The organism is Caldibacillus debilis DSM 16016 (assembly GCF_000383875.1).
Lineage (GTDB): Bacteria > Bacillota > Bacilli > Bacillales > Caldibacillaceae > Caldibacillus > Caldibacillus debilis.
Genome location: NZ_KB912891.1, coordinates 111,627 through 137,271 on the forward strand (window position 1 = coordinate 111,627; position 25,645 = coordinate 137,271).

The window sequence follows — 25,645 nt, forward strand, 5'->3', positions numbered from 1 at the left end:
CGACGATGCGGATCAAAGCATGAGGCTCAATATTTTCAAAGCTATTTATGATGAACGGGGAAGGGCCTGCAGGAGTTTCGCGATGAAGGATGAATATTTAAACTGCTATACGAGGGAAGATGCCTCGAACTTTCATTGATTGGGTAAGGTTTAAGGATACCCTGACTTTCTTGATCGGTACAGGGTTTGAAGAGGTCCTTCACTTCGAGATGATGGGCGAGGCTTTTTCGTTTTGGCGCGGGAGGGAACCCGCCTTCCCTCCCGACGGCCGGCAGGCGGTGCGTAAATCGTCTGACCGCCAAGATGGGCGGAGCCGAAAGGTCTTCGCCGTCACGCGCAAACCCTTGGGCAGGACAAAGGCTGGCCAAGGGTTTTTGCGCGGCTTTTTATCGGATGGTTTAGGGCGGCCGGACCGGACAAAATCGGGATTCATCCGCCAAGAATTGTTTCCTGTAAATTTTGGGCTGAAATTTTTTGTAATGGGCGGGCCGAAGCAAGGGAGATTTATATCAACATTTTGCCTCTTAATTTTTGTAAGATCTCTTTTTCGGTATGATACATCCCTTGGCCATCCGTGTGGTCCAATTCCCGTTCCAATTGGTTGATCAGATTTTTTGCCCCTTCCACATCCCCCTTTAAAAATTTGATGATGGCAAGGGAACGATGATAGGCATATGAATCGAATCTAGGTATCTCTTTAAATAATTTTTCGAATTCTTCCAGGCTATCTTCATTGTTTTCATACAAGAATTTGCAGAGTATGTATAAACTGTTAAAACTTCCTTTGATCCATTTCTTATCCCTTAAAGGAGGTCCGTGGACAATCGGCTCCAGAATCGACAAAATCTGTTCCATCTTGCCGGCGTCAAAATAATGATAAAAAAGAAAAGTATTGATCATGGGATTTTCCAGCGCATTTTTTTCTTTCATGATTTCCTTGCACTGTTCGATCAACCCTTTATCCCAGTCCATGGGCCTTTTTGAACCAAACATCTCGCTCAATACTTGAATTTTTAACAAATACGTCTGATCCTTGTCCCGAAATAATAAAAATAAATTTCCGCCATCGTTTGCTTCTCCTTTTGGAATCGGGAATGAGGTGGCTATAAAAATGGCCATGTTCAGGATGGTGTACCATAGCATCCGATCGTTTTCGGCAGTCTTCCAAATCATAAAAAAACCAAAAAAGGCAATCAGACTAAAAAAAGGGCCTCCGAACAAATACAGTCCCCACTTTGCTTTTATTTTGGAAAAACCATGGGGGGCGGGGGTCAGGAATGAGACGCCGCCGAAATACATCCAATGTTTATTTTCACGGATTTTTACTTTTCCTTGGGCTTTTGCAATGAAAAAGGGTCCAAAAGCAAGGAAATGGAAACGCATCCCGGATGATACCCCAAAGATCGTATGCCCCAATTCATGCCAAAAAATAGAAATAAGCAAACCAAGGAACAAAATCCATAGATCAAAAACCGTCGGCGCCGACGAAGGAAATATGTTCGAAATGAGTAAGGAAATGAAAAAGATCATCAGGAGCAAAAGACCGGGTCTATCAATGATCTTTCGCATATAATCCTCCTTAAACCTTATTGCTGAATGACCGCTGTAAATCGTCTTCCGCGGGGAGCCCCGTTGATGTCTGGACGCCCTGGGGATTAATTACTTGTCGTCTTTCTCCTGGCGCACGATGAAACAATGCAGTAAAAAGAGAGTTGCGGCGGGGACCGCAGTTTTTCTCCGTCTGATGAAATTCATGCTTTCCTCCGGACGCCTGATTCAACCTTTTGCCGGATAGATTTAAAATGAATTCCTTTAAAAGATAAATACTCCAATATCTGTAAATATCCTTCTTGGCAAGCGTTGCCGTTTTGCGTTCCTTTGCCAGGTTTTATGAACGGTTCTATGGAGGAAATGTTTTTGGCGCAGTTGGCGAAAAGACTCACGGCTGGTGAAAACAAGAAAAAGCCTTGCCAACCTCCGGTGCCTCCGGCATTCAACAGGCAGGAAACTTGTGCGGGCCAGGAAAAGATGCGCAACGGCTCCGTTTGAATTGTGGACAAAACTTTAGTTGAAGCATATTCTTTGAAACCGGGAAAGTCCTTTCTAAAAGAAAGGTGAAATAACGGCGGCTCCGGTTAAAATTTTTACAGTAAGCGGGACAAAGATCTTGCAAGAAGGCCTTTCTCCGGATCCTGCTTGCGGAAAAAGTTTATGGCCGTCTCATTGGCGGCTGATCGCATTTGAGGGAAAGCGGCATCCGGCGCATATGCCGTTCCGTCCATTCAGGCAAGAAACGTTCATTGGCGACCGGAAAACGAGGATGCAGAAGGCTCCTTAAAATCCGAATACGTTGCGGGCAACGAATTTGCGTTTTTGGTATGTGGCGGTCGCCTTTTTTTCCTTGCCATTTTGTTTGCCTTCCTTTTAAACTTATTCAACGGATTCTGCCGAAACAAAATTTTCCGGTTTTATTAGCAATCCGCCCTTTTCCGGGAAACCGGGCGGATTTCTATTTTCCAGGATTTCACGGGAGCGGTTTGTTTTCTGCGAGCGTTGTTATTCATCCCTACGCCGCCGGTGTTTCGGTTTTTTCAATAAAAACGGCTTTTCCTGTTTATTGGGGCCCTGTCTGGCGGCGCGGGGACCGATAGCCAGAGTTTCAATGGGGCATTTTTGGCCGTACTTGCTGCCCGGCCGATCAACATACTGGGCATTTTTCCGGGCGGCTGTTGGAACGGTCAAGCCGGCCGATAAAAAAAGAAATAGGAATTTTTTGCATTCATAATCATTGATGCACATTGATGCGAAAGGAGCGGGGAAGGGACTGCGGATTTTATGTTTAGCCGTTTGTCCGAGTGTAAAGCCGCGCAAGCTGCAGGCTCCTTTTCCGGAAAAGGAAACCCGTGAGGGGGCCGCCGCTGGAGTTCGACATGCGTCACGATCGGACGAATAATTTCAAGGGAAAAAGAATCGGAGATCGATAGAAGGGAGCGGTTATGAAAGATGTATGAAGAGATTTTCTTGGAAGTCGTATCCATCGTCCGGAATGACTACGCCGGCTGCCTGGACAAAAAAGGCTGGGACCGGCCGGAACCTTATTTGGAAACCATCCGCCGGCTGGAAGCGCAGCAAGCTTTGACCCCAGCCAAATTTCATGAACTGGTCCAGGATTATTTGCTGGATTTTAAAGACCCGCATATGTATTTCTTGCTGAAAACGGACGCCGGCAAAGAAACGGATGTCGGATTTGCGGTCCGCCGGTACATGGACCGGTTGTATGTGACGTCCGCCGGAAGGGAAAAACGTCTTGCGGCGGGCGATTCCATACGCGCCTTGGACGGAATTCCGATCGGCGAGCTGGCCGAAAAACATCAAAGGGAATTGATGGACGAGATCCCGGAAAGGCAAAATTGGAACAAGATCATAAAAAAATATAAAAAGTGTCAGGTTGTCACGAAAGCGGGAACGGAGATGGAGCTGGAATTATCCGCATATCCGAAGGAAAAATACGAACCTTGCCACGAGATCCGGGAAATCGATGAAAATATCTTATTGATGACCTTGACCGATTTCGAAAATCCCGATAAAATCCGGGCATTGATCGAGGAAAACGCGGAAAAACTGGAACGCTGCCGATATTGGGTCATCGACGTGAGAAAGAACCGGGGAGGGACGGATGCCGCATTTCTTCGGCTGCTTCCTTATCTTTTTCCCGAGGGAAAAAACGTCCTGACCATGGAAGAGGATTGGAAAATGACCTTCCATTGCACGGAAAGAAATTATCATCTCACGGTGGAACAGATCCAATCCGAACTTCGGCAGATCCGGGATGAGGAAACCCGAAAAACATTGGAAAACTTCATGGAGCGATGGAGGAAAAACAAGGGGAAAGGGTTCGTCCGTTTGTTCGAGGAAGATTTCGAGGCCGTCATCGAAGGGAGGAGACTCCCCGAAAAAGTTGTGATATTAACGGATACGGGCTGTGGAAGTTCCGGCGAGAACTTTGTTGAAATCTGCAAAAAATCGCCCAAGGTGACGGTGATCGGCCGGCCGACCGCCGGGGTGAACGGCTATGCCAATCTGGCCGTAAAGGAATGGGATGATTTTCAGTTCTATTTTCCCACTTCGAGATTGGACAAGATGGATAAGGTAAAAAATCTGCTCGATCTTGCCGCCCATCCGGATGTTTATCTGCCGTGGACGCCCGGGCATTTGCAGGAAGATGCCGATTTGAAGGAAGCGTTGCGGTTTTTGAAGGGCGGTCCGGCGCAATAAAGAGGGGGATGTTTGGCGAACGACGTGCGCTTCCAAATCCGGCCGCAGCCGGTGGGATCGAAGGGATATCGAGGAGCCGTGCCTGAAGGAATATTGGTCATGATCATGGATCCGTCCGCTGCTTTCGGCCGCTTTCCCTAAAGCGTTACGCTTATACGGGATGGGATCGTCCGGCCCGCGTCCGGTCTGATGGAAAAAAGAGAAACTGTTGCGGCTTATGCATCGGTTTTTTGCAAATGCCCTCGAAAAGGTTTTTCCCAACTTAACGAGATGCTCAAAAACAAAACAAGGCGAAGGATGGAAGATGGAAAGAAACGTTCAGCGGCCGATTCAATTCCTTTTTGGCACGGTGAGTTTTTTTTACGGACGTTGATGGCCGATCCGAAGGGCAATTCCATTAGCGTGGCCGGGCATCCAAAAATAAGGAACAAAGATCTCCGATGGCGGCTGTCAAGACCGCGAAATTGGCCAGTAAGTGCGACGACCGGACTGTGGCGGACACCTTGGCCGAGTGGACGGAAGTGAATAGCAAACGGGGCCGTCCGGAATATCGTAACAAAGCGGGAATGGTCAAATCCCGGGAAGACGGGGACATGGTGAACAAATTGGAAGAATCCGCGGAGCGCCCGCAAGGGAATTTATTTTCCGAAGCGGATGGGGTAAATCCGGAGCACGAAACGAAAGAAAGGTATGGAAGTCCGGCGCATCGTGATGGATGAAGAAAGAACGGTGACCCGGAGCTGTCTTCGGATAAGGCATGTGCAGGTTTCGCCCCCGGTTTTTGTGAATGACTCCGTTTTCATCCTCCTCAAGGACTCGTTTTTTTAGGCGATAAACCTGACGAAGACTCAGCGATAACAATTCGGCAGCTTGTTTTCCCGTGATANACCCTTCGATCCATTGACGAATGACTTTGTAACGCTTCAATTCTTTTTTGCTCAATGGAATTCGCTCCTGTCTCATACTGACATTTTCACTGAAGCGTTACAATATGACAAGATCACAGACGAACAACACTTCTTGATCAAACAATTGTTTTATGGAATATTTTGTGTTAACATATGAATAATGGCAGGAATGTCCGTTTCGGGAGGTCGAAGGTTTTGTTGCACAAGGTATTAATTGTATTATTGGTCATTGTGTCCATCAGCCTGATTGCCGTCGTTTTGTTGCAATCGGGAAGAAGCGCCGGGCTGTCGGGTGCCATCACCGGCGGGGCGGAGCAGCTTTTCGGAAAGCAAAAAGCCCGGGGGATTGACCTGATTTTGCACCGGATCACGATCGTGCTCTCTGTGCTGTTCTTCCTTTTGACGATCGCCGTTACCTATTTTGGCTTGTGAAAACGCGAAATCCTGGCCGAGTTTGCAGGTCAGGTTTTTTATTTGGGGGCAAACGGCACCGAAAAAGGCTTCCCTTGGTCCGAACAAGGGATAAAAAAACGGGCGTGGGCGTCCTTCTTTTCGGGCAACCTTTTAAAAAATTCTGCCTCCGCTACCCGGAGATGACCCCGCCCGCTTCGGGCTTCCTTTGAACGGTTTTCCTTGGGGATGGGGAGCAAGATTTCGGATGCTGCGGTTGATCAGGCTCCTTTGAACGGCTTTCCTTGGGAAAGTCTTGCGTTCTGGCATATCCTCGGACAAAAGGATTGAAATTTTTTCCGGTTCCGGGATAAATCGGCCCGGACGGGGCAAACCTTATAGATGAATGAAAGGATGCATGCGCGTGAAAATCGTACCGCCGAAACCGTTCACCTTTCAAGCTGGGGAACGGGCCGTATTATTGCTTCACGGATTTACCGGCACGAGCGCCGATGTGCGTATGCTCGGCCGATTTCTGGAAAAGATGGGCTATACTTCCCACGCGCCGATCTACCGGGGCCACGGCGTGCCGCCGGAAGAACTTTTCCGCTATACCCCGGACGATTGGTGGGAAGACGTGCTGAGCGCCTACCATTCCTTAAAAGATATGGGGTATGAAGAAATCGCCGTGGCGGGCCTGTCCCTCGGCGGCGTTTTTGCCCTGAAGCTGGGCTATACCGTTCCCGTCAAAGGGATCGTCACGATGTGCGCCCCGATGGCGATTCAAAGGGAAGAAAAAATGCTTCACGGGGTTTTGAACTTCGCGCGGGAATACAAAAGAAAGGAAGGGAAGGACGAAGAAACCGTCCGTAAAGAGGTGGAGGCCCTTCGGCAAAAACCCCTCTCCTCCCTGAAAAAAATCCAGGCGTTAATTCAAGAAGTAAGGGACAGTCTCGACATGATCTACGCTCCGGTTTTTGTCGCCCAGGCCAGGCATGACGAGATGATCGATCCGGGGAGCGCCGACGTCATCTATAACGGCGTCGCTTCCGCGGAAAAACAAATCAAGTGGTATGAAAGATCGGGGCATGTCCTGACGACCGGCGTGGAAAAGGATCAATTGCACGACGACGTGCTCCGCTTTTTGGAAGGGTTGGATTGGCAAGCTTCCCGTTAATCCGTTAATCCGCCCGAATGCCTGCCGCCTGACCGCGCCTGGGAACTTCCGTTGCCGAAAGGGGCAGGAGGGGATGCTGCGATTGCGGGAAGGCGGAACGGGTCTTGCGCCTGCCGGGTTGGCGGCCGGGATGGCAAGGATGCCAGGCCCCGTATGCACATGGATGGACCGACGATGATCAGGATACGGTGGCCGGTCGGAAAGGGTCGGCCCGTTATCACCGGGCGGCAAACCGGAAGATCAGAAATTGCGGTGACCGGCAGGGCCGCTCCCTTCCCCGGTCGATCCGCCGATGAAGTCCAGGCATTCGTGTAAAAAAGAAGGGGGCGCAAAGCCGTTCCTTTTCCGGGGTGCTGTGCTCCCTTGGCATTAGGCAGGATTTTACAAAAGCAGGTGATTTGGCCGGTCCGCCCTTTATAGATGGTTAAGAAGAAAAGGAAAGAAAGGAGGGAGTTTTCCATGGAAACTTCCGAATGGGTGGAAAAATTGCTGGACTACATGCGGGAGGAAGCCTACAAACCGCTCACGGCCAGCGAATTGGAGAAAGCCTTCGGGGTGAAGGACGCCGCCGAATTCAAACAATTCGTCAAGGCCCTGGTTTACATGGAGCAGAAGGGCTTGGTCGTCCGCACGAGAAGCAACCGCTACGGCGTACCGGAAAAAATGAATCTGGTTCGCGGCCGGGTGTCCGGCCATCCGAAAGGCTACGCCTTTGTTACGCCCGACGAGCCGGGGATGGACGATATTTTCATCCCGCCGGGGGAGATGAACAACGCCCTTCACGGGGATCTGGTGCTTGTCCGCGTCTCCTTCAAATCGAGCGGGGAAAAGCCGGAAGGCTCCATCATCCGCATCCTCCAGCGGGGCTTTTCGGAAGTCGTCGGAACCTACGTGGAGAGCAAATATTTCGGTTTTGTCGTCCCCGATGACAAACGATTTAACGGCGACATCTTCATTCCGAAAGAGGCTTCCAAAGGGGCCGTCGACGGGCACAAAGTCGTCGTGAAAATCACCGCCTTCCCCGAAGGCCGGAAAAGCGCGGAAGGGGAAATCGTAAAAATATTGGGGCATAAAAACGATCCCGGCGTAGATATTTTGTCGATCATCCATAAGCACGGGATCGCCCATGAATTTCCGGAGGAAGTCATGGCGGAAGCGGAACAAATCCCTTCCGAAGTGCAGGATCGGGATCTCGCGGGAAGAAGGGATTTGCGCGGGGAAACGATCATCACCATCGACGGGGAAGACGCGAAGGATTTGGACGACGCGGTAACGGTGAAAAAAATGGACAACGGCCACTATCTGTTGGGCGTCCATATCGCCGATGTGAGCCACTATGTCAAGGAAGGGAGCGCCATCGACCGGGAAGCCTTCAACCGGGGAACGAGCGTCTATCTGGTCGACCGGGTGATCCCGATGCTTCCCCACCGCCTGTCCAACGGCATCTGCTCTTTAAATCCGAGGGTCCCGCGTCTTGCCATTTCCTGTGAAATGGAGATCGACGAAAAGGGAGAGGTCGTCCGCCACGAAATTTTCCAAAGCGTCATCCAGACGAAGGAAAGGATGACCTATTCCGACGTCAACCGGATCCTGGTGGACCGGGATGAACCGCTCAGGGAAAAATACCGGGAAATCGTCCCGATGCTGGAGACGATGGCCGAACTGGCGGAGATCTTGCGGAACAAACGGATGAACCGGGGAGCCATCGATTTTGATTTCAAAGAAGCGAAGATTGTGGTCAACGAAAAGGGCAAGCCGACGGACGTGGTCATCCGCGAACGTTCCGTGGCCGAGCGGCTGATCGAAGAATTCATGCTGTGCGCCAATGAAACGGTCGCCGAACATTTCCATTGGCTTGATCTCCCCTTTATCTACCGCATCCACGAACATCCGAAGGAGGAAAAACTGCAAAGGTTTTTCGAATTCATCACCAATTTCGGGCTCGTCGTCCGGGGACGGGCGAACGACGTCCATCCCGGCGCCTTGCAGGAAATCCTCGACGAAGTCCGGGGAAAACCGGAGGAAATGATCGTCTCCACCGTCATGCTCCGTTCGATGCAGCAGGCGAAGTACAGCCCGGAAAGCGTCGGCCATTTCGGATTGGCGGCGAAATATTACACCCATTTCACCTCGCCGATCCGCCGCTATCCCGACCTGGTCGTCCACCGGCTCATTCGCGCCTATTTGCTGGAAGGCGCCATCGATGAAAAATCGGTGGAAAAATGGCGGGAAAAATTGCCGGAGATCGCCGAACACACCTCGAAGATGGAACGGATGGCGGAGGATGCGGAACGGGAGACGGAAGACCTGAAGAAAGCGGAATTCATGCAAGACAAGATCGGCCAGGAATTCGACGGCATCATCAGCTCGGTGACCAATTTCGGCCTCTTTGTCGAGCTGCCGAACACGATTGAAGGCCTGGTGCACATCAGTTATTTGTATGATGATTATTACCATTTCCATGAAAGACAATATGCCTTGATCGGAGAATTGACCGGAAAAGTGTACCGGATCGGGGATGAAATTACGGTCCGCGTCCTGCAGGTCAACAAGGATGAAAGATCGATCGATTTTGAAGTGGTCGGCATCAAACGGAAGAAGGGGCTCGGCGACCGGAAGGTGAAAGTGCTCCGCGCGGACAAAGGAAAGAAGAGGAAAGGCGCCGGCGAAATTTGGCTGTCCGGCCATCCGCGGGAAAAAGAGAAGGGAAAAGGGCGGAAGCACAACCATAGGCAAAAACGGGGATAAAGGAAAGCGGCGGAGCGCTCATCCGTCCCGTGTCCCTCGCTTAGTGGATGCCACTTGTTCATGAAAGAGGGCTGCGGCTCGATCTCCCATCCCGGTGCCTTTTCGCCTGTCGGCCGGCGGCCCGAATGTCCCTCCCCCTTTTCCTGAAGGGGGGATCCGCCCTTTTCCGTCATACGGAAGGGGCGTTTTGTTTATTGTGAAAAAAATTTTTTTTTGCTAAAATGTAGGGGTACCGAAGGGGGAATCTGCATGGCGAAAGGCGACGGAAAGGTAATCGCCCAGAACAAAAAGGCGCACCATGACTATTTTATCGAAGAAACCTACGAAGCCGGAATCGTTCTGCAGGGGACGGAGATCAAATCGATTCGCGCCGGAAAGGTCAATTTAAAAGATTCCTATGCGAAGATTGAAAACGGGGAAGTCTTTTTGCATCAAATGCACATCAGCCCGTACGAGCAGGGAAACCGCTTTAACCACGATCCCCTCCGTACGCGGAAGCTCCTTTTGCACCGGAAGGAAATCAACAAGCTGATCGGGCTGACGAAAGAGCAGGGATATTCCCTCGTCCCGTTAAAAATTTACTTGAAAAACGGTTTTGCGAAAATCACCCTCGCCCTGGCGAAGGGGAAGAAAAAATACGATAAGCGGGAAGAATTGAAGAAGAGAGAAGCGAAACGGGACATCGAACGGGCTTTCAAAGAAAGGCAATATATGTAAAGACAGGTTGTTCAATCCTTTGATCCCGTACGGGATTATGCTATAATTAAGATTGCAAAGGTTCTTCCTTTTCCTTTGAAAATTGAATCGCGGGGACGTTTTGGATTCGACAGGGGCAGATCGAGCTTAAGCTGCGAGCCGAGTTGGCGATCTCGTTAAAACGCCGTGCCAAGAATAACTGGCAAACAACAAGCTAACCTCGCTCTTGCCGCTTAATCGCCAAGAGCGGTTCCTCCCTTCATCGCCCATGTGAAGGGTCAGGGACTTATAGGAATGGGCTACGCCTTTTGCCTGCCGTCTGAGGGCAAAGGAAGAGATCTTCCCAGACTAGCGTTACGGAAGCCTGTCGGTAGGCTGAAGTAACCGCGAAAGAGAATATACCGACTACGCTCGTAGAGGCTTAAGCGGCGATGCTTCTGGACGTGGGTTCGACTCCCACCGTCTCCATCAAGAAAGCGGTAAGGGATCGGTTTCCGGGCGCTTTGGCAGGATGGGATCCGACGTCACCGGTTTTTTCAAAAAATGACCCGGCCATTCATCATTCACAGCGGACAGGGGAGTATCATTCACGGCAAAGTCGTCATAACGGAGCGTTCTACTCCCGGCTTTGCCGGCAACAGATTCGGTTGTTGGCAAGACCTTACCTGGCGGAAGAGGAAGGTCTTTTTTCATAGGGACGGAAGTGTTCCAAGGAATTTTTGATGAGGGATGATGAAGTTTGGACAATTTTTTGGCGAACAGTTTTCCCGAGTATATCCGGAAGGAATTGGAGCAAATCCAAAAATTAATCTTTCCCCTGGCCAGGAAAACGTCGAAATACATGTTTTGGACGTTTCCGCTGATCGGGATTTCCTTTTTGAACATCGTTTACCTCCTGTTTTTCATTCCCGACGGGGGCCGGGATTACGGGCTGCTCTTCGTCTATTCCGTCCTTGGCGCCCTTGGGCTGGCGCTGTGGAAGGAAACGAGGCTGAACAAAAAAGAAATTGAAAAAATCGGCATGCAATACATGGTGGAACGGATCACCAAAAGCCGGTCGGTTTCCGAGGAAGTGAAGACCCGCTACATTCGGCGGATCAAGGAAAAACCGGCTTTGGCCATGGAAAACTTTGTCCGCTTTCTGCAAGAAGAGGACCGGATCGAAAGGAGAAAAAAATTGGAGCAGCCGGAAGAAGACCAACCGGGCGATTGAGCTTTCGCTTTTTACGCTGGAAGAGCGGATGCTGGATGCAAATCCGATTTGGGAACCCGGTTGGGATTTTTTTTGCTCTCCGGAAGCTTTATGGCTCGTTTCGCATGCGGTTCGGATGGAATGATTGGGAGAACGGAAGGTGACGGGATGGGAGAGAGGAAAAAACAGTGGCTGCTTTTCATCGGGCTGGGGACATCGACCTTCGGCGACTTCATCTATCTGGTGGCCATCAATGTATTCATTTTGCGGCTGACCGATTCCGCGGCGGCGGTAGCCGGGTTATGGATCATGAGTCCGCTGGCCGCCATCCTCACCCAATTTTGGTCCGGCACGTTCATCGACCGTTTCAACAAACGCCGGCTCTTGATCGCAACCGATCTTTTCCGCGCCGTTTTAACGGCCGCGATTCCCTTGCTGGAATCCGTCTGGCTGATTTATGGGATCCTGTTTTTATTGGCCGTCGCCAAAGCCTTCTTCAACCCGGCTTCGATTACATACATCACCAAATTGGTCCCGGCGGAAGACCGGAAAAAATTTAATGCCTACCGCAGTCTCGTGACGTCAGGCGCCTTTCTGATCGGCCCCGCCATATCCGGCATGCTTTTGCTGATCAGCACCCCCGAGGCGGCCATCCTGCTGAACGCCGTCTCCTTTGCCTGTTCCGCTCTCGTTTTTTTCTTCCTGCCGGACTTGGACGGACCAAAAGCGGAAAAACGGAAGATCCATTTCCGCGTTTTCGCGGAGGACTGGGGAAAGGTGCTCCGCTTCAGCAGGAACCATCCGTACATCGTCACCGTTTACTTTCTTGCCCAGTTCTTTATGATTATCGCTTTGGGGATGGATGCCCAGGAAGTGGTGTTTGCCCGAAAAGTGGTGGGCCTTTCGGAAAGCGAATACGGGCTGCTCATCAGCGTGACGGGGATCGGTTACGTCGCCGGCTCGATGGTCCTTTCCCGCACCGCCCAAAAAATCTCGGTGCGGACGATGATCGCCGTCGGGCATCTGCTGGTGGCCGCCGGTTATATCATTTATGCCTTTTCCTATTCCTTTCTCGCGATTGCGGCGGGATTTTTGCTGCTCGGGTTTTTTAACGCCTTTTCCAGCACGGGCGTTCTCACGTTCTTTCAAAATCATTTCCCCCAGGATATGATGGGTCGGATATCCAGCATCTATGGGCTGTTTCAGAGCCTTTTGCAAATCTTGTTCATCCTGCTGATCGGCTTTACCGGGGATCTTTTCCCGCTGCGTTCCAGCATCGTCCTGGCTTCCTTCGTCTGTTTGTCCATCGGCCTATTGCTGGCTTGGATGGTCTATCATCCGGCAAAACGGGCATTTTTTGTGGAAGCGGAGGCCCGGGACCATTCGGCGGGAGCAAGCCGGTAAAACCCCCGCTGTTCCGTCGGTTTCCCTTTTGCATTTGGCTCCGGCCCGGGAAAAGCCGGCAGGAATCAGGCCTCGGACACACGCCGTTTCAATTTTTCGATCAGTTCATCGGGAGTGTCCGCGGCGATAAATTCCCTATTGAAGAGGGCATAGGGAGAGCACTCGCATTCTTCGCAGTAGCTCAAGCAGTCCATCTCCCGCACCTTCAGCCCGTGTTCGTCGACGAAGCTTTCCAGGCGGTCGAAGGCGTCATCGTCATAAAAGCGGTTTAAATTATTGGTGCAAAAATATAGTTTCCCCGGCTTATTTTTTTTGGAAAAAAGACCCATGTTGCCACATCCTTATGGATTGAATTCAACCCCATTATATAAAAACCGTTGAAAAATGGACAGCAAACCGCACCGCCGGCCGGGCCGAAGAATATCCTTTGGAGGCGTTCCGTCTTTAGGACATCGTCTGCAAGGATGGCAACGGTGGCGGCGGAGTCGGAAACTTGCAGGCGGTTGACGGACCGGAACGGTACGGACCCGGTGAGCATCCGATGAAAGATTTGTGCAAAAGATTTATAATATCATTGGAAATTCGGGAAAAAGAATGGATCAGGAGTGAAAAAATTGCCATCGAAGGATTTTCGGACGGAGAGGGATTTTTTGGGGGAAAAGGACGTTCCGAAGGATGCCTACTACGGGATCCAAACATTGAGGGCGGTGGAAAATTTTCCGATTACCGGGCAAAAGCTGGATAAAAGTTTGATCACGGCGCTGGCGATCGTCAAAAAATCGGCGGCCCAGGCCAATCTGGCCATCGGCCAACTTTCGCCGCCCGTTGCCGACGCGATCATCCGGGCGGCGGAGGAGATTATTGCCGGGAAGTGGCATGACCAATTTATCGTCGACCCGATCCAGGGGGGCGCCGGCACGTCGATCAACATGAACGCCAATGAGGTGATCGCCAACCGGGCCCTGGAAATTTTGGGAAAGGAAAAAGGAGATTACCGGACGGTCAGTCCGAACAGCCACGTCAACATGTCCCAATCGACGAATGACGTTTTTCCGACCGCCATCCATATCGCGGTTTTGCAGAAGCTGGAAAAGCTGCTCGATGCGTTGGAGCAACTGACGAAGTCTTTCTACCGTAAAGCCGATGAATTCAAATATATATTGAAGATCGGGCGAACCCATCTGCAGGATGCGGTGCCCATCCGGCTCGGGCAGGAATTTGAGGCGTACGCGCGGGTGCTGGAACGGGATATGGGCCGCATCCGCACGTCCCGCCAGCATCTTTACGAAGTGAACATCGGCGCGACGGCGGTCGGCACCGGGTTGAACGCCGACCCGGTCTACATGGAAAAAGTCCTCGAGTTTCTCAGGGAAAACAGCGGGCTGCCGTTGAGGAGAGCCGATCATTTGGTCGATGCGACGCAGAATACGGACGCTTATGTGGAAGTTTCCTCGGCTTTGAAGGGCTGCATGATCAACATGTCGAAAATCGCCAACGATTTGAGGCTGATGGCTTCCGGACCGCGGGCGGGATTGGGGGAATTGATCCTGCCCCCGCGGCAGCCGGGTTCTTCCATCATGCCGGGGAAGGTGAACCCGGTCATGGCCGAAGTCGTCAACCAGGTGGCGTTCCAGGTGATCGGCAACGACCATACGATTTGTTTGGCTTCCGAAGCCGGACAGTTTGAGCTGAACGTGATGGAACCGGTGCTTGTTTTCAATCTGCTGCAATCCATTGAAATGATGACGAACGTATTTACCGTGTTCCGGAAGTATTGCCTGGACGGCATTCGGGCGAATGAAGCGAAGATGAAAGAATATGTGGAAAAAAGCATCGGCATTGTGACGGCCATCAACCCCCACGTGGGCTATGAAACGGCTTCGGCCATTGCCCGGGAGGCGCTGGAAACGGGAAAATCCGTCAAAAGCCTGTGCATCGAAAAGGGAATTTTGAAGGAAGAGGAGATCAACAAAATTTTGGATCCCTTTGAAATGACCCAACCGGGCATATCCGGAAAGGACTTGTTGAAAAGCAAAAGGGATCGCTGACGGTTTGCGGCCCGCAACGGGGGAGGAGGTTTCCCGTTCGGCAGGGTTCTGCTATGATAGGCGGACCGTCGGTCCCCTGCGCGCTGAATAAAAGGGAATCCATATTTTTAAAATAACGGCCGTTTACAAACGGTAAAATTTTCCTTCTTCAGGAACATAGGAAAACCGGGCGTGCCTGCCCCTTGCCGGGGTCAGGCGGCCCGATTTTTTGCCGGCGCAGTTCAGCCGGTTGCCGTCTGCCGCGGGGGAGATACCGATGCTGCAGGGGGATCACCGATGTGTTTTTCCCGGGCGGCAAGCATTCGATGGCGCCGTCCTCGCGGCGGAAACATTTTTCACTTGATGAAGCGGGATCGGCATGCTTTTCCAAGGATGATAAGAGGCGGGACCGGGCCGTGCGGGCCCGCTACCCGGCTTTGCGCCCGGATATCCTGGCGCGGCGGGTTTTCATCCGGAATCGCCCGAGCCGATTTCCTTCCATGTGCCCCGCCGGAACCCGATCCGGCTTGGGAGAACCTTTCCGCTCCCGCATCCCGGAGCGGACGGGCCGCCTTTTTCGGAATAGGGATGCGCTCTTCCGCCTTCCATCCGGTTTTCATCCGCAGCCTTCCCGCCGAGGCCTTAAAATTGTGAAGCGGACCGGCGGCGAAGGACTCCGGTGTTCCCCGCAGGAAAACAGCCCGGCCGGGAAACCCGCCCCCTGGCCGCCTCCGGCCTTATATTTCCAGCTTATCCGAAGCCAGCTGGTGCTGCCGGTACAGCCGGTAGAGCCGGATGATATTCAAGGTGATGGTTTTCAGGACGGCGTAGACGGGCACGGCCAAAATCATGCCGAGGATGCCCGCCAGATTCCCCGCCACCAGCAAAAGGATGATGATCGTTGCCGGATGGGTTTCCAATTGCTTGCCGATGATGAGCGGGGACAGCAAATTGCTGTCGATCTGCTGGGCGACGACGATCACGACAACCGCCAGCAAGGCCATCATCGGGGAATGGAACAGGCCGATGATCACCGCGGGTGTCGCCCCGAGAAAGGGACCGACGTAGGGAATGATGTTGGTCACCGCCACAATGGAGGCCAGCAGCAGGGAATAGGGCAGCCCGATGATCATAAAACCGATGAAAGACAGCGTCCCGACGATCAAGGAGACGGTGACGATCCCCTGGATGTAGGCGGACAAAGTTTTCGTCAGATCTTTTAAGATGGCGAGCCCCTCGTCCCGGTAGTTTGCCGGCAAAATCCGGACGATCAGCCGGGGCATCTTCCTTCCGTCTTTCAGCATGTAAAACAGGAGGAACGGAACGGTGACGGTCGTCAAGGCGATATTCGTGATGATCCCGACGATGTTGGCGATGCCCGCCGTAAACTTGACGGGGAGATCGGTAATAAAGGCGGAGAAGGTCTCCCCGATCTTTTCGATGGAAAAATATTCTTGGGACTGAAGCCATCGGAAGGCTTCCGAATCGGCGATGAGAACCGTCAGACGTTGGATTTCCCTGACGTACCTCGGGATATCTTTGAAAAACTCGGCGATCTGTTTTGACAAAATCGGCCCGACGAAGGCGATGACCAGGGCGATGAGCCCGATAAAGGCCACATAGATTCCCAAAATCCCCGCGGTTCTCGGGATTTTGAATTTTTCCGCGAAGGTGACGATCGGGTTAAAAATAAAAAACAGAAACCCGGAAATTAAAATGGGAAAAAACAAGGTCGAGAAAAAAATGAAAATCGGTTCGAATAGAAAAGAGATTTTCGTGCATAAATAGATGATTCCGACGGTTAATAAGATTTGCACCGTCCAAAATTGCAGTTTCGATTTCGCCAATCTTTTGCCCTCCCCATGATTAGGCCTAATCCTCTTTTAGAAAGTATACCATTCCCGGAAGAAGAGAGAAACACCCGGAATAGAGGGTACCGCAGCCCCTGTTGCAAAGCACTTTCTTTTCGGAAATTTGCTAAACACCCGGGTACTTCGGGGGAAAGATGGTTAACGGGGTGACGCTCTTTCTGAAAATAAGGCAGGCATATCTCCCGCACCCTCCCGCAAGCGAAAAACACCGCGAAAAGAGGCCCTTTTTCCGGCCGCCGCGCTGCCGCTTGGCTCCCCCGATTTCAAGGTTTGTCCCTATCTTTTCCCTCTTTTCCCGCTTTTTCCGCAAAAGGGGAGGATCCGGAAGAATTTGGGAAGGTTTGGTGAAAACTGTATATGGTTTTTATGGCAAAGAATGATAAAATTATTTATTGGGTATTCGAAAAGTGCCGGTACAAAACAAAAAACAACATAATTTTTTTCTGTTTAGGGGGCATGCAAATGGAAAAATTGATGAAGAATTTTTTTCAATTTTTGTCCACCAATAAATTTTTAACGAGGCTTGCCCGCAAATATGGCTTGCACTTGGGCGCACAGCGCTTTGTCGCCGGCGAAACCCTCGACGAGGCGGTCCGCGTGATCAAAAAGCTGAATGAAGACGGCTTGGCGGTTACCGTCGATTATTTGGGGGAGTTTGTGGAAAATGAACGGGAAGCCAACGAAATGGCGGACCATTGCGTGGAAACGGTGGAAAGGATCGGCGCGGAGAAATTGAACGCCCAATTGTCCGTAAAATTAACCTCCATGGGCCTGGACATTTCCGATGATGTCGTCTTCCGCAACATGACGAGGATTTTGGATAAGGCGAAGGAACACGATGTTTTCGTCACCATCGACATGGAGGACCATACCCGCTGCGAAAAAACGTTGACCATTTATAAGAAGCTGAGGGAAAAATACGACAATGTGGGCACGGTATTGCAGGCCTATCTGTATCGGACGGAACACGATCTTGAGAATTTGAACGCCTATTCTCCGGTGTTAAGGCTCGTCAAGGGCGCGTACAAAGAACCGGAAGAAGTCGCTTTTCCTTTAAAAAAGGACGTGGATGAAAACTTTAAAAAGATCATCCGGATGAATATGGAAAACGGCAATTACACCGCCGTCGCCACCCATGACGACCAAATCATCGAATATACCAAAAATTTGGTGAAGGAATTAAATATCCCGAAGGACCGTTTTGAGTTTCAAATGCTTTACGGCATCCGGAACGAAAAGCAGCTGGAGCTGGCCCGGGAAGGCTACACGATGCGGGTGTACGTGCCTTACGGGACCGATTGGTACGGATATTTCATGCGCCGTTTGGCCGAACGCCCGGCCAACGTATGGTTTGTGCTGAAGGGAATATTTAAAAGATGAAAACGGCATAAAGGCGATATTTTTTGTTCCGCTTCACCGCAACCGTGCGCCGGTTCGGTGAAGTTTTTTCCTTTTTCCGATATTGCGAACAGGGAAAATCTTTTATATATTTAAAATAAGACGGATTTTATTTTTTTCAGCATGAATGAATGAGCGTTCATTCAAATGCGAAGGGGAGGAGAAACCATGGTACGAAAGATCCGGAAAGCCTGCGTGATCGGATCCGGCGTGATGGGGTCAGGAATCGCCGCCCATTTGGCCAATGTCGGAATACCGGTATTGCTGCTCGATATCGTCCCAAAAGACTTGACGCCGGAAGAAAAAGAGAAGGGGCTGACCTTGCAGGATAAGGCGGTCCGCAACCGGATCGCGGAAACGAACAAAGCTAAACTGCTGAAACAAAAGCCGGCTCCTTTAACGAAAAAGGAAAATTTGGAGCTCATTGAAGCGGGGAACTTGGAAGACGATCTGCCCCGCATCCGGGAAGCCGACTGGATCATCGAAGCGGTCGTGGAAAATTTGGAAGTGAAAAGATCGGTATTCGAAAAAATCGACCGTTATCGCCGCCCGGGATCCATCGTCAGCTCCAACACCTCGGGGATATCCGTCCGACAGATGGCGGAAGGCCGTTCGGAAGATTTCAAAAGGCATTTTTTGGGGACCCACTTCTTTAATCCGCCCCGCTATTTGAAGCTGCTGGAAATCATTCCGGCGGAGGAGACCGATCCGGAAGTGACCGAAACCATGAAAACCTTCGCGGAAGACGTCTTGGGGAAGGGCGTCGTCATTGCCAAAGACACGCCCAACTTCATCGCCAACCGGATCGGCACATACGGATTGCTCGTTACCGTCCGGGAGATGGTGAAAGGGGGGTATTCCATCGGGGAAGTGGATTCGGTGACCGGACCTTTGATCGGAAGACCGAAAAGCGCCACCTTCCGGACCCTGGATGTGGTCGGCTTGGACACCTTCGTCCACGTGGCCAATAACGTCTACCACCAGGTGGAAGGGGAAGAAAAGGAAGTCTTCAAGGTCCCGGACTTCGTTTTAAAAATGTTGGAAAAGGGCTGGCTCGGCGCAAAAAGCGGGCAAGGCTTTTACCTGAAGAAGGGAAAAGAAATTTTTGAATTGGACATCCGGGCGATGGATTACGTCCCGCGGAAAAAATTGAAAACGGCTTCAACCGAAGCGGCGAAGCAGCAGAGGGGCGCGAAAAATAAATTGAAGGCATTGGTTTATGCGGACGACCGGGCGGGACGATTGCTTTGGAACATCTTTGCCCCGACCCTGATCTATGCCGCCGAACGGGCCTACGCCATTGCCGACGATCTGGTGGCCGTCGACCAGGCGATGAAATGGGGGTTCGGCTGGGAACTGGGGCCCTTCGAATCCTGGGACGCCATCGGCCTGGAAAAATCCGTCGAGCGGATGGAGAAGGAAGGCTATGTCGTTCCCGGCTGGGTCAAGGAAATGCTCGCCAAAGGGTTCAAATCCTTCTATAAAACGGAAAAGGGCAAGGTGTATTATTACCATCAAGGGGAATACAAGGCGGTCCGGGAGAATAAAAAGACGATCCATTTGAAATTGTGGAAGGAGGAACACGGCGTCATCAAGAAAAACGCCGGGGCGAGCTTGATCGACCTCGGGGATGACGTTGCCCTCCTGGAGTTCCATTCGCCGAACAACGCCATCGGCATGGATATCATCCAGATGATCAATGCCGCCGTCGAGGAAGCGGAAAAAAATTTCAAAGGATTGGTCATCGGCAACCAGGGAAAAAATTTCTGCGTCGGGGCCAATATCGCCTTAATGCTGATGGAGGCGCAGGACGAAAACTTCGATGAGCTGGATCTTGTCGTCCGCCAATTCCAGCAGGCGATGCTGCGGATCAAATACGCCCAAAAACCGGTGGTTGCCGCTCCCTTCAACATGACCTTGGGCGGCGGAGCGGAAGTCTGCCTCCACGCGCCAAGGATTCAGGCTTCGATGGAAACCTACATCGGCCTTGTGGAAGTGGGGGTCGGCCTGATTCCCGGCGGGGGCGGCAGCAAAGAATTGTACGTGAAGCATCTGGAACGCCTGCCCCAAGGGATCAAAGTCGATTTGCAGGATGTGGTGATGAAGGTTTTTGAAACGGTCGCCATGGCCAAAGTGTCCGCTTCCGCCGAGGAAGCGAGGGAAAACGGCTTCCTGTCGCCGGAAGATTCGATCAGCGTGAATCCCGACCATCTGCTTTACGACGCGAAACAAAGGGTGCTGGAGCTATATGAGAAGGGATTCCGCCCGAAAGCCCGCAAAAAGATTCCCGTCGCCGGGGAAACGGGCTATGCGGCGATGTTGTTGGCGGCGCAAACGATGCACCGCTCCGGCTACATTTCCGACCACGATCTGAAAATCGCCAAAAAATTGGCCTATGTCCTCGCCGGAGGGAAAGTCCCGTTCGGTACGGAAGTGGACGAACAATATTTGCTCGATCTGGAAAGGGAAGCTTTTTTGAGCCTGATCGGCGAACCGAAAACCCAAGAAAGAATGCAGCATATGTTATTGAAAGGCAAACCGCTGAGAAACTGAAGACAAGACCCGGAAAGAAACGGCGTCGGCATTTCCGAAAGGGCTTTCAGCGGCCGGGAAAGCGGGAGGACGGATCCGGCCTTCCGGCCGGAGCATCCGGCGGCACCGGTCTCGCCGGCGCGATCCGTCTCTTTTTCGGGCTACGATTCTATCGATCCGCAAAGGGGAGGAGAAATATGAAGGAAGCTGTGATTGTCAGCGGGGCAAGAACGCCCGTCGGCAAGGCGAGGAAGGGCGCGCTGAAAAACATGCGGCCCGACGATTTGGGCGCCCTTGTCGTAAAGGAAACGCTGAAAAGGGCCGGGGACTACGACGGCCCGATCGATGATTTGATCATCGGCTGCGCCATGCCGGAGGCGGAACAAGGTTTGAATATCGCCAGAAACATAGGGGCGCTGGCCGGCCTTCCCCATACCGTTCCGGCCATTACCATCAACCGGTATTGCTCCTCGGGTTTGCAATCGATCGCCTACGGGGCCGAACGGATCATGCTCGGCCACGCCGAGGCGGTCCTCGCGGGAGGCGTCGAATCGATGAGCCTCGTTCCGATGATGGGGCATGTCGTGCGCCCGAATGCCCGGCTCGCCGAAGAAGCGCCCGAGTATTATATGAGCATGGGGCATACCGCCGAAGAAGTGGCGAAGCGGTTCGGCGTGACCAGAAGGGACCAGGATGAATTTGCGGCAAGAAGCCATCAAAGGGCCGCCCGGGCGATTCGGGAAGGGAAGTTCAACGAAGAGATCGTCCCCGTGGAAGTCCCGGTCCGGACCGTGGAAAACAACAAGCTGGTGGAAAAAACGGTCACCTTTGCCCAGGACGAAGGGGTCAGGCCGGAGACGAACGTGGAGGTCCTTTCCCAATTAAAGCCCGTTTTTTCCGTCAACGGGACGGTGACGGCGGGGAACTCGTCGCAGATGAGCGACGGAGCGGCGGCCGTGTTGTTGATGGATCGGGAAAAGGCGGAGGCGGAGGGGCTGAAGCCCCTGGCCAAATTTCGCTCCTTCGCCGTCGCCGGGGTGCGTCCGGAAATCATGGGCATCGGCCCGGTGGAGGCCGTGCCGAAGGCGCTGAAACTGGCCGGATTGGAGCTGGAAGACATCGGGCTGATCGAACTGAACGAAGCCTTTGCTTCCCAATCCATCCAGGTTATCCGGGAACTCGGCCTCGATGAAGAGATCGTCAACGTAAACGGCGGGGCCATCGCTTTGGGCCATCCCCTCGGATGCACGGGGACGAAATTGACGCTGACGCTGATCCACGAAATGAGAAGGCGGAACGTCCAATTCGGCATCGTGACGATGTGCATCGGCGGGGGGATGGGCGCAGCGGGAGTTTTCGAGTTATTGGATTAATGCGAAAAACAAGGGGGAGGAATATTTATGGCGAATCAAACGGATCAAGCCGTGAAGGGCGGAAGCTTTTTAATCGACGAAATCAAGCCGGAACAGGTGTTCACGCCGGAGGATTTTACCGAAGAGCACCATATGATCGCCAAAACGACGGAAGATTTTGTCCAGCAGGAAGTGCTGCCGGTGCTGGACAGGCTGGAGAACCACGAATTCGACCTTTCCGTAAAGCTTCTAAAAAAGGCCGGGGAATTGGGGCTCCTGGGCACCGATATCCCGGAAGATTACGGCGGACTGGGGCTGGATAAAATCAGTTCGGCCTTGATCGCCGAAAAAATGTCCAAAGCGGGGGGCTTCTCCATCTCCCACGGCGCCCATGTGGGCATCGGCACGCTGCCGATCGTCCTGTTCGGCACGGAAGAGCAAAAGCGGAAATATTTGCCGGCCTTGGCCACCGGCGAAAAGATCGCCGCCTATGCGCTGACCGAACCGGGTTCGGGGTCGGACGCCCTCGGGGCGAAAACGACCGCCAAGTTGAACGAAGCCGGCACCCATTACATTTTAAACGGGGAAAAACAATGGATCACCAACGCCGGATTCGCCGATGTGTTCATCGTTTATGCGAAGGTGGACGGCGACAAGTTTTCCGCCTTCATCGTGGAACGGGATTTCCCCGGGGTTTCCACCGGCCAGGAAGAAAAGAAGATGGGGATCAAAAGCTCTTCGACAAGGACGCTGATTTTGCAGGACGTCCCCGTTCCCGTCGAAAACCTCCTCGGGGAAGTGGGCCGCGGCCACGTCATCGCCTTCAACATCCTGAACATCGGCCGCTACAAACTCGGCGTCGGGGCCGTCGGCGGTGCGAAACACGCCTTTGAAATCACCGTCAAATATGCCAAAGAACGCCGGCAATTTAACACGCCGATCGCCCAGTTTCATTTGACGAAGGAAAAATTCGGCACGCTGGCCGCGGAGATTTACGCCGCGGAGAGCTCCGTTTACCGGACCGTCGGCCTTTTCGACCAACGGCTGGGCAGCCTGAGCGAAGAACAGGCCAAGGACGGCAAAGAGATTGCCAAAGCCATCGCCGAATATGCCATCGAATGCTCCTTGAACAAGGTGTTTGCCACGGAAACGCTGGATCACGTCGTCGATGAGGGCGTGCAGATCCACGGCGGTTACGGTTTTATGCAAGATTACGAAATTGAAAGGGCCTACCGGGATTCCCGGATCAACCGGATTTTCGAAGGTACGAATGAAATCAACCGCCTGCTGGTTCCCGGCACGTTCTTCAAGCGGGCATTGCGGGGCGAACTCCCGCTCCTGGAAAAAGCCCAGGCGCTTCAGGAAGAGCTGATGATGCTTGCGCCCCGGGAGATCCCGAACGAGCCCCTTGCCCTGCAGAAATATTTGACGGCAAACGCCAAGAAGATCACCTTGATGGCCGCCGGGCTGGCCGCGCAAAGATTCGGCAACGATCTGGAAAAGGAACAGGAGATCCTGGTCAATCTCGCCGACATGGTTTCCGGCGTGTACGCCATGGAATCGGCCTTGCTGCGGACGGAAAAGGCGATCGCCAAAGAGGGGCCGGAAAAGAGCAGACAGAAGATTTTGTATACGGAAATCTTCTGCGAAGAAGCCTTTAACAAGCTCGAACTGGATGCGAAAGAAACCTTGCTCGCCGTATCCGAAGGCGACCAGCAGCGGTTGATGCTATCCGCTTTGCGGAAATTGACGCGCCGCGATCCCGTCAACGTGATTCCGAAAAAACGGGAGGCGGCGGACCGGATCATCGAAGCGGAAAAATACGTCGTGTGAAGCCTTCCATACCTTCTGGGACGGCTGAAAAAGAAAGTTTTCGAGGCGGAAATCGCTTGAAGCTTTCCGTCCCTGCGCCCGGATTCGTCCGGGCCTTTTTCTTTTGCCGGGGAGGCGTTATTCCTGTTTCCTTAAAGGATTTCGCCCCCTCGCTTTTTATCCGCCTGAGCAGGAAAGGGGCGGCCGCCGGACGATCGAATATTGGCTTTCCCCGAGGAAATGATATAATGGGTTTAGTACGTATCGGAAGGTGATGAACCTGTGGCTGTCACGTTCTACTGGTATCCGAAATGTTCCACTTGCCGGAAAGCCAAAAAATGGCTGGACGACCATCAGGTGGATTACCGGGCCGTCCACATCGCGGAAAATCCCCCTTCCCGCGAAGAGTTGGAAAAACTGTACAGGCAAAGCGGTTTGGAATTGAAAAAATTCTTTAACACGAGCGGGCAAAAATACCGGGAGCTGGGCGTCAAGGAACGATTGAAGACGGCTTCCGAATCGGAGCTGCTGGATCTTCTGGCATCGGACGGCATGCTGATTAAGCGGCCGCTCGTGACCGACGGTTCGCAGGTGACCGTCGGCTTTTCGGAAGAGGAATTTGAAAAGCATTGGCTGCCTTAAATCTCCGGAGCGGGGGTAGGACGGCCGTCCATCGGAGCGGCCGGATTTCCAATTTCGCATGCAAAGGCCGCCGCAGGATACAAATTCCCGCGGATGAGAGGAAAAAAATTCAGGATGATATACGGATGTGGAGGGGTAAGAGAAAATGGAAACACCGAAGGATTTTCTCTATACGAAAGAACATGAATGGGTGAAGGTGGAAGAAGGCCGGATCCGGGTCGGCATCACCGATTTTGCCCAATCGGAGCTGGGGGATATCGTCTTCGTCGAACTTCCCGAAGCGGGAACGGAAGTCAAGGCCGGTGAGCCGTTCGGCAGCGTGGAATCGGTAAAAACCGTATCCGAATTGTATGCGCCGGTCAGCGGAAAAGTGGTCGAAGTGAATGAAGAACTGGGCGACCATCCGGAATTTGTCAACGAGTCCCCCTACGAAAAGGCATGGATGATCGTTGTGGAACCTACCGATCCCGACGAACTGAAGAAGCTTTTATCGGCCGATGAATACAGTGAATGGATCAGCGAAAAAGAATAAGTCCGTTCGGGCGCCTGTTTCTTCAGGCGCTCTTCTTTCAGCGGGAAACGGGCGGCGTTTTTTCCGCGCGGCGCAGGGGAAGAATGAAAAAAGGTGATCAGCATGACGGATTCGGAATGGAAAGTCATCGTCGTGGAAGGAAAGACCGACAAAAGGAAGGTGCTCGCCGTCGTTGACGAGCCGGTGGAGGTCATCTGCACCAACGGGACCATCGGGATCGGAAAAATCGACGAATGGACGGACCGCTTGCCCGGCAGGGAGCTGTTTATCCTGACCGATGCCGACGAATCGGGGGAAAAGCTGAGAAAAAAGCTGAGACGGGAGTTTCCCGAGGCGAAACATCTATACATCGACCGATCCTACCGGGAAGTCGCGGCGGCGCCGGACAGGCATGTGGCCCAAGTTCTTTTGCGGGCGAATATCGCGGTGAAAAGGGAATTTTTATAGCCCGCCGCTTCCCGTCATCATCGGAAGGGGAGAAATGTTTGGAAGCCGGTCCCGGTTCATGCGTTCAAGGGACCCGGCTTTTTTTGCGCGTTTTTCTGTGCCGTTCCTTTTCCGGCGCCGCCGGATTTGGCCGGATGCGGCTTGGAGCGGGGACAGGAGCCAAGGATTGTTCATTAATTTCCATTTTTGGGTCCGCCTGGTCATCAGCTTTTGCCTGCGCCCCGGAAAGCTTTGCCGAGGCT

General features: G+C 52.5%; 19 protein-coding genes, 1 other RNA gene and 1 pseudogene. 16 read left to right on the forward strand and 5 right to left on the reverse strand.

What is annotated here, in order from left to right:
- Positions 1 to 504 precede the first annotated feature (504 nt).
- Positions 505 to 1,569, reverse strand: a complete 1,065-nt coding sequence (locus A3EQ_RS23210; protein ID WP_020155119.1) for a site-2 protease family protein — start codon at positions 1,567 to 1,569, stop codon at positions 505 to 507.
- Between the two features lie 1,434 nt (positions 1,570 to 3,003).
- Between A3EQ_RS23210 and A3EQ_RS0110440 the strand changes: the two genes are divergently transcribed.
- Positions 3,004 to 4,275: a S41 family peptidase gene (locus A3EQ_RS0110440; RefSeq protein WP_020155122.1), complete on the forward strand. Its 1,272-nt coding sequence runs from the start codon at positions 3,004 to 3,006 to the stop codon at positions 4,273 to 4,275.
- A gap of 742 nt (positions 4,276 to 5,017) precedes the next feature.
- On the opposite strand, the pseudogene A3EQ_RS23295 reads toward A3EQ_RS0110440, so the two are convergent.
- A pseudogene (locus A3EQ_RS23295) lies at positions 5,018 to 5,217 on the reverse strand (helix-turn-helix domain-containing protein); the annotation flags it as partial.
- Positions 5,218 to 5,336: 119 nt separating this feature from the next.
- On the opposite strand from A3EQ_RS23295, the gene secG reads away from it, so the two are divergent.
- From secG to ssrA, 5 genes are all read left to right on the forward strand, one after another.
- A complete protein-coding gene (secG, locus tag A3EQ_RS0110465) occupies positions 5,337 to 5,615 on the forward strand; it encodes a preprotein translocase subunit SecG (protein ID WP_370741138.1) in 279 nt (92 codons plus the stop codon).
- A 376-nt stretch (positions 5,616 to 5,991) separates the two neighbouring features.
- Entirely contained in the window at positions 5,992 to 6,750 is a 759-nt protein-coding gene (locus tag A3EQ_RS0110475) for an alpha/beta hydrolase (RefSeq protein WP_020155129.1), read from the forward strand.
- A 459-nt stretch (positions 6,751 to 7,209) separates the two neighbouring features.
- Positions 7,210 to 9,498, forward strand: coding sequence for a ribonuclease R (rnr, locus tag A3EQ_RS0110485; RefSeq protein ID WP_020155131.1), 2,289 nt, complete (start codon positions 7,210 to 7,212; stop codon positions 9,496 to 9,498).
- A 249-nt stretch (positions 9,499 to 9,747) separates the two neighbouring features.
- The gene (smpB, locus tag A3EQ_RS0110495; RefSeq protein ID WP_020155133.1) at positions 9,748 to 10,215 is read left to right on the forward strand and encodes an SsrA-binding protein SmpB; all 468 of its coding nucleotides are present in this window, start codon (positions 9,748 to 9,750) and stop codon (positions 10,213 to 10,215) included.
- Between the two features lie 91 nt (positions 10,216 to 10,306).
- Positions 10,307 to 10,665: a transfer-messenger RNA gene (gene ssrA / locus A3EQ_RS22185) on the forward strand.
- On the opposite strand, the gene A3EQ_RS22930 is transcribed toward ssrA, so the two are convergent.
- Positions 10,663 to 11,079 carry a hypothetical protein gene (locus tag A3EQ_RS22930; RefSeq protein ID WP_154652853.1) on the reverse strand — a complete coding sequence of 139 codons (417 nt, stop codon included), beginning with the start codon at positions 11,077 to 11,079 and terminating at the stop codon, positions 10,663 to 10,665. The two genes, ssrA and A3EQ_RS22930, sit on opposite strands and share 3 nt — an antisense overlap.
- Here A3EQ_RS22930 and A3EQ_RS0110505 point away from each other — a divergent pair.
- Complete coding sequence (locus A3EQ_RS0110505; protein WP_244874579.1) at positions 10,982 to 11,407, forward strand: DUF5392 family protein; 426 nt, start codon at positions 10,982 to 10,984, stop codon at positions 11,405 to 11,407. The two genes, A3EQ_RS22930 and A3EQ_RS0110505, sit on opposite strands and share 98 nt — an antisense overlap.
- A 147-nt stretch (positions 11,408 to 11,554) precedes the next feature.
- Positions 11,555 to 12,790: an MFS transporter gene (locus A3EQ_RS0110510; protein WP_020155137.1), complete on the forward strand. Its 1,236-nt coding sequence runs from the start codon at positions 11,555 to 11,557 to the stop codon at positions 12,788 to 12,790.
- Between the two features lie 65 nt (positions 12,791 to 12,855).
- Here the strand turns inward: A3EQ_RS0110510 and A3EQ_RS0110515 are convergent, their stop codons facing one another.
- The gene (locus tag A3EQ_RS0110515; RefSeq protein WP_020155138.1) at positions 12,856 to 13,119 is read right to left on the reverse strand and encodes a DUF1450 domain-containing protein; all 264 of its coding nucleotides are present in this window, start codon (positions 13,117 to 13,119) and stop codon (positions 12,856 to 12,858) included.
- A 276-nt stretch (positions 13,120 to 13,395) separates the two neighbouring features.
- Here A3EQ_RS0110515 and aspA point away from each other — a divergent pair, with 276 nt between their 5' ends.
- Positions 13,396 to 14,838, forward strand: coding sequence for an aspartate ammonia-lyase (gene aspA / locus A3EQ_RS0110520; protein ID WP_020155139.1), 1,443 nt, complete (start codon positions 13,396 to 13,398; stop codon positions 14,836 to 14,838).
- A 716-nt stretch (positions 14,839 to 15,554) separates the two neighbouring features.
- Here the strand turns inward: aspA and A3EQ_RS0110530 are convergent.
- Entirely contained in the window at positions 15,555 to 16,664 is a 1,110-nt protein-coding gene (locus tag A3EQ_RS0110530) for an AI-2E family transporter (protein ID WP_020155141.1), read from the reverse strand.
- 486 nt (positions 16,665 to 17,150) lie between these two features.
- Here A3EQ_RS0110530 and A3EQ_RS0110540 point away from each other — a divergent pair, with 486 nt between their 5' ends.
- The 7 genes from A3EQ_RS0110540 (at position 17,151) to A3EQ_RS0110580 (ending at position 25,403) form a co-directional block, all read left to right on the forward strand.
- A complete protein-coding gene (locus tag A3EQ_RS0110540) occupies positions 17,151 to 18,068 on the forward strand; it encodes a proline dehydrogenase family protein (RefSeq protein WP_026499898.1) in 918 nt (305 codons plus the stop codon).
- 186 nt (positions 18,069 to 18,254) lie between these two features.
- Complete coding sequence (locus A3EQ_RS0110550) at positions 18,255 to 20,639, forward strand: 3-hydroxyacyl-CoA dehydrogenase/enoyl-CoA hydratase family protein (RefSeq protein ID WP_020155145.1); 2,385 nt, start codon at positions 18,255 to 18,257, stop codon at positions 20,637 to 20,639.
- A gap of 176 nt (positions 20,640 to 20,815) precedes the next feature.
- Positions 20,816 to 21,991: an acetyl-CoA C-acetyltransferase gene (locus tag A3EQ_RS0110555; RefSeq protein ID WP_020155146.1), complete on the forward strand. Its 1,176-nt coding sequence runs from the start codon at positions 20,816 to 20,818 to the stop codon at positions 21,989 to 21,991.
- A 27-nt stretch (positions 21,992 to 22,018) separates the two neighbouring features.
- Positions 22,019 to 23,803 (forward strand): acyl-CoA dehydrogenase family protein, encoded by a 1,785-nt coding sequence (locus A3EQ_RS0110560; RefSeq protein WP_020155147.1) that lies wholly within the window; start codon positions 22,019 to 22,021, stop codon positions 23,801 to 23,803.
- 261 nt (positions 23,804 to 24,064) lie between these two features.
- The gene (locus A3EQ_RS0110570) at positions 24,065 to 24,424 is read left to right on the forward strand and encodes an arsenate reductase family protein (RefSeq protein WP_020155149.1); all 360 of its coding nucleotides are present in this window, start codon (positions 24,065 to 24,067) and stop codon (positions 24,422 to 24,424) included.
- A gap of 145 nt (positions 24,425 to 24,569) precedes the next feature.
- Positions 24,570 to 24,956 carry a glycine cleavage system protein GcvH gene (gcvH, locus tag A3EQ_RS0110575; protein WP_020155150.1) on the forward strand — a complete coding sequence of 129 codons (387 nt, stop codon included), beginning with the start codon at positions 24,570 to 24,572 and terminating at the stop codon, positions 24,954 to 24,956.
- Between the two features lie 102 nt (positions 24,957 to 25,058).
- Positions 25,059 to 25,403: a toprim domain-containing protein gene (locus A3EQ_RS0110580; protein WP_020155151.1), complete on the forward strand. Its 345-nt coding sequence runs from the start codon at positions 25,059 to 25,061 to the stop codon at positions 25,401 to 25,403.
- The last annotated feature ends 242 nt before the right edge of the window (positions 25,404 to 25,645 follow it).

Coding starts and splice junctions, on each gene's coding strand:
- A3EQ_RS0110550 (WP_020155145.1), top strand. CDS start 18,255: ATGGTACGAAAGATCCGGAAAGCCTGCGTGATCGGATCCGGCGTGATG.
- A3EQ_RS0110510 (WP_020155137.1), top strand. CDS start 11,555: ATGGGAGAGAGGAAAAAACAGTGGCTGCTTTTCATCGGGCTGGGGACA.
- gcvH (WP_020155150.1), top strand. CDS start 24,570: ATGGAAACACCGAAGGATTTTCTCTATACGAAAGAACATGAATGGGTG.
- A3EQ_RS0110515 (WP_020155138.1), bottom strand. CDS start 13,119: ATGGGTCTTTTTTCCAAAAAAAATAAGCCGGGGAAACTATATTTTTGC.
- A3EQ_RS0110560 (WP_020155147.1), top strand. CDS start 22,019: ATGGCGAATCAAACGGATCAAGCCGTGAAGGGCGGAAGCTTTTTAATC.
- rnr (WP_020155131.1), top strand. CDS start 7,210: ATGGAAACTTCCGAATGGGTGGAAAAATTGCTGGACTACATGCGGGAG.
- A3EQ_RS22930 (WP_154652853.1), bottom strand. CDS start 11,079: ATGTTCAAAAAGGAAATCCCGATCAGCGGAAACGTCCAAAACATGTAT.
- A3EQ_RS0110555 (WP_020155146.1), top strand. CDS start 20,816: ATGAAGGAAGCTGTGATTGTCAGCGGGGCAAGAACGCCCGTCGGCAAG.
- A3EQ_RS0110580 (WP_020155151.1), top strand. CDS start 25,059: ATGACGGATTCGGAATGGAAAGTCATCGTCGTGGAAGGAAAGACCGAC.
- smpB (WP_020155133.1), top strand. CDS start 9,748: ATGGCGAAAGGCGACGGAAAGGTAATCGCCCAGAACAAAAAGGCGCAC.
- A3EQ_RS0110475 (WP_020155129.1), top strand. CDS start 5,992: ATGCGCGTGAAAATCGTACCGCCGAAACCGTTCACCTTTCAAGCTGGG.
- A3EQ_RS0110440 (WP_020155122.1), top strand. CDS start 3,004: ATGTATGAAGAGATTTTCTTGGAAGTCGTATCCATCGTCCGGAATGAC.
- secG (WP_370741138.1), top strand. CDS start 5,337: ATGAATAATGGCAGGAATGTCCGTTTCGGGAGGTCGAAGGTTTTGTTG.
- A3EQ_RS0110540 (WP_026499898.1), top strand. CDS start 17,151: ATGGAAAAATTGATGAAGAATTTTTTTCAATTTTTGTCCACCAATAAA.
- A3EQ_RS23210 (WP_020155119.1), bottom strand. CDS start 1,569: ATGCGAAAGATCATTGATAGACCCGGTCTTTTGCTCCTGATGATCTTT.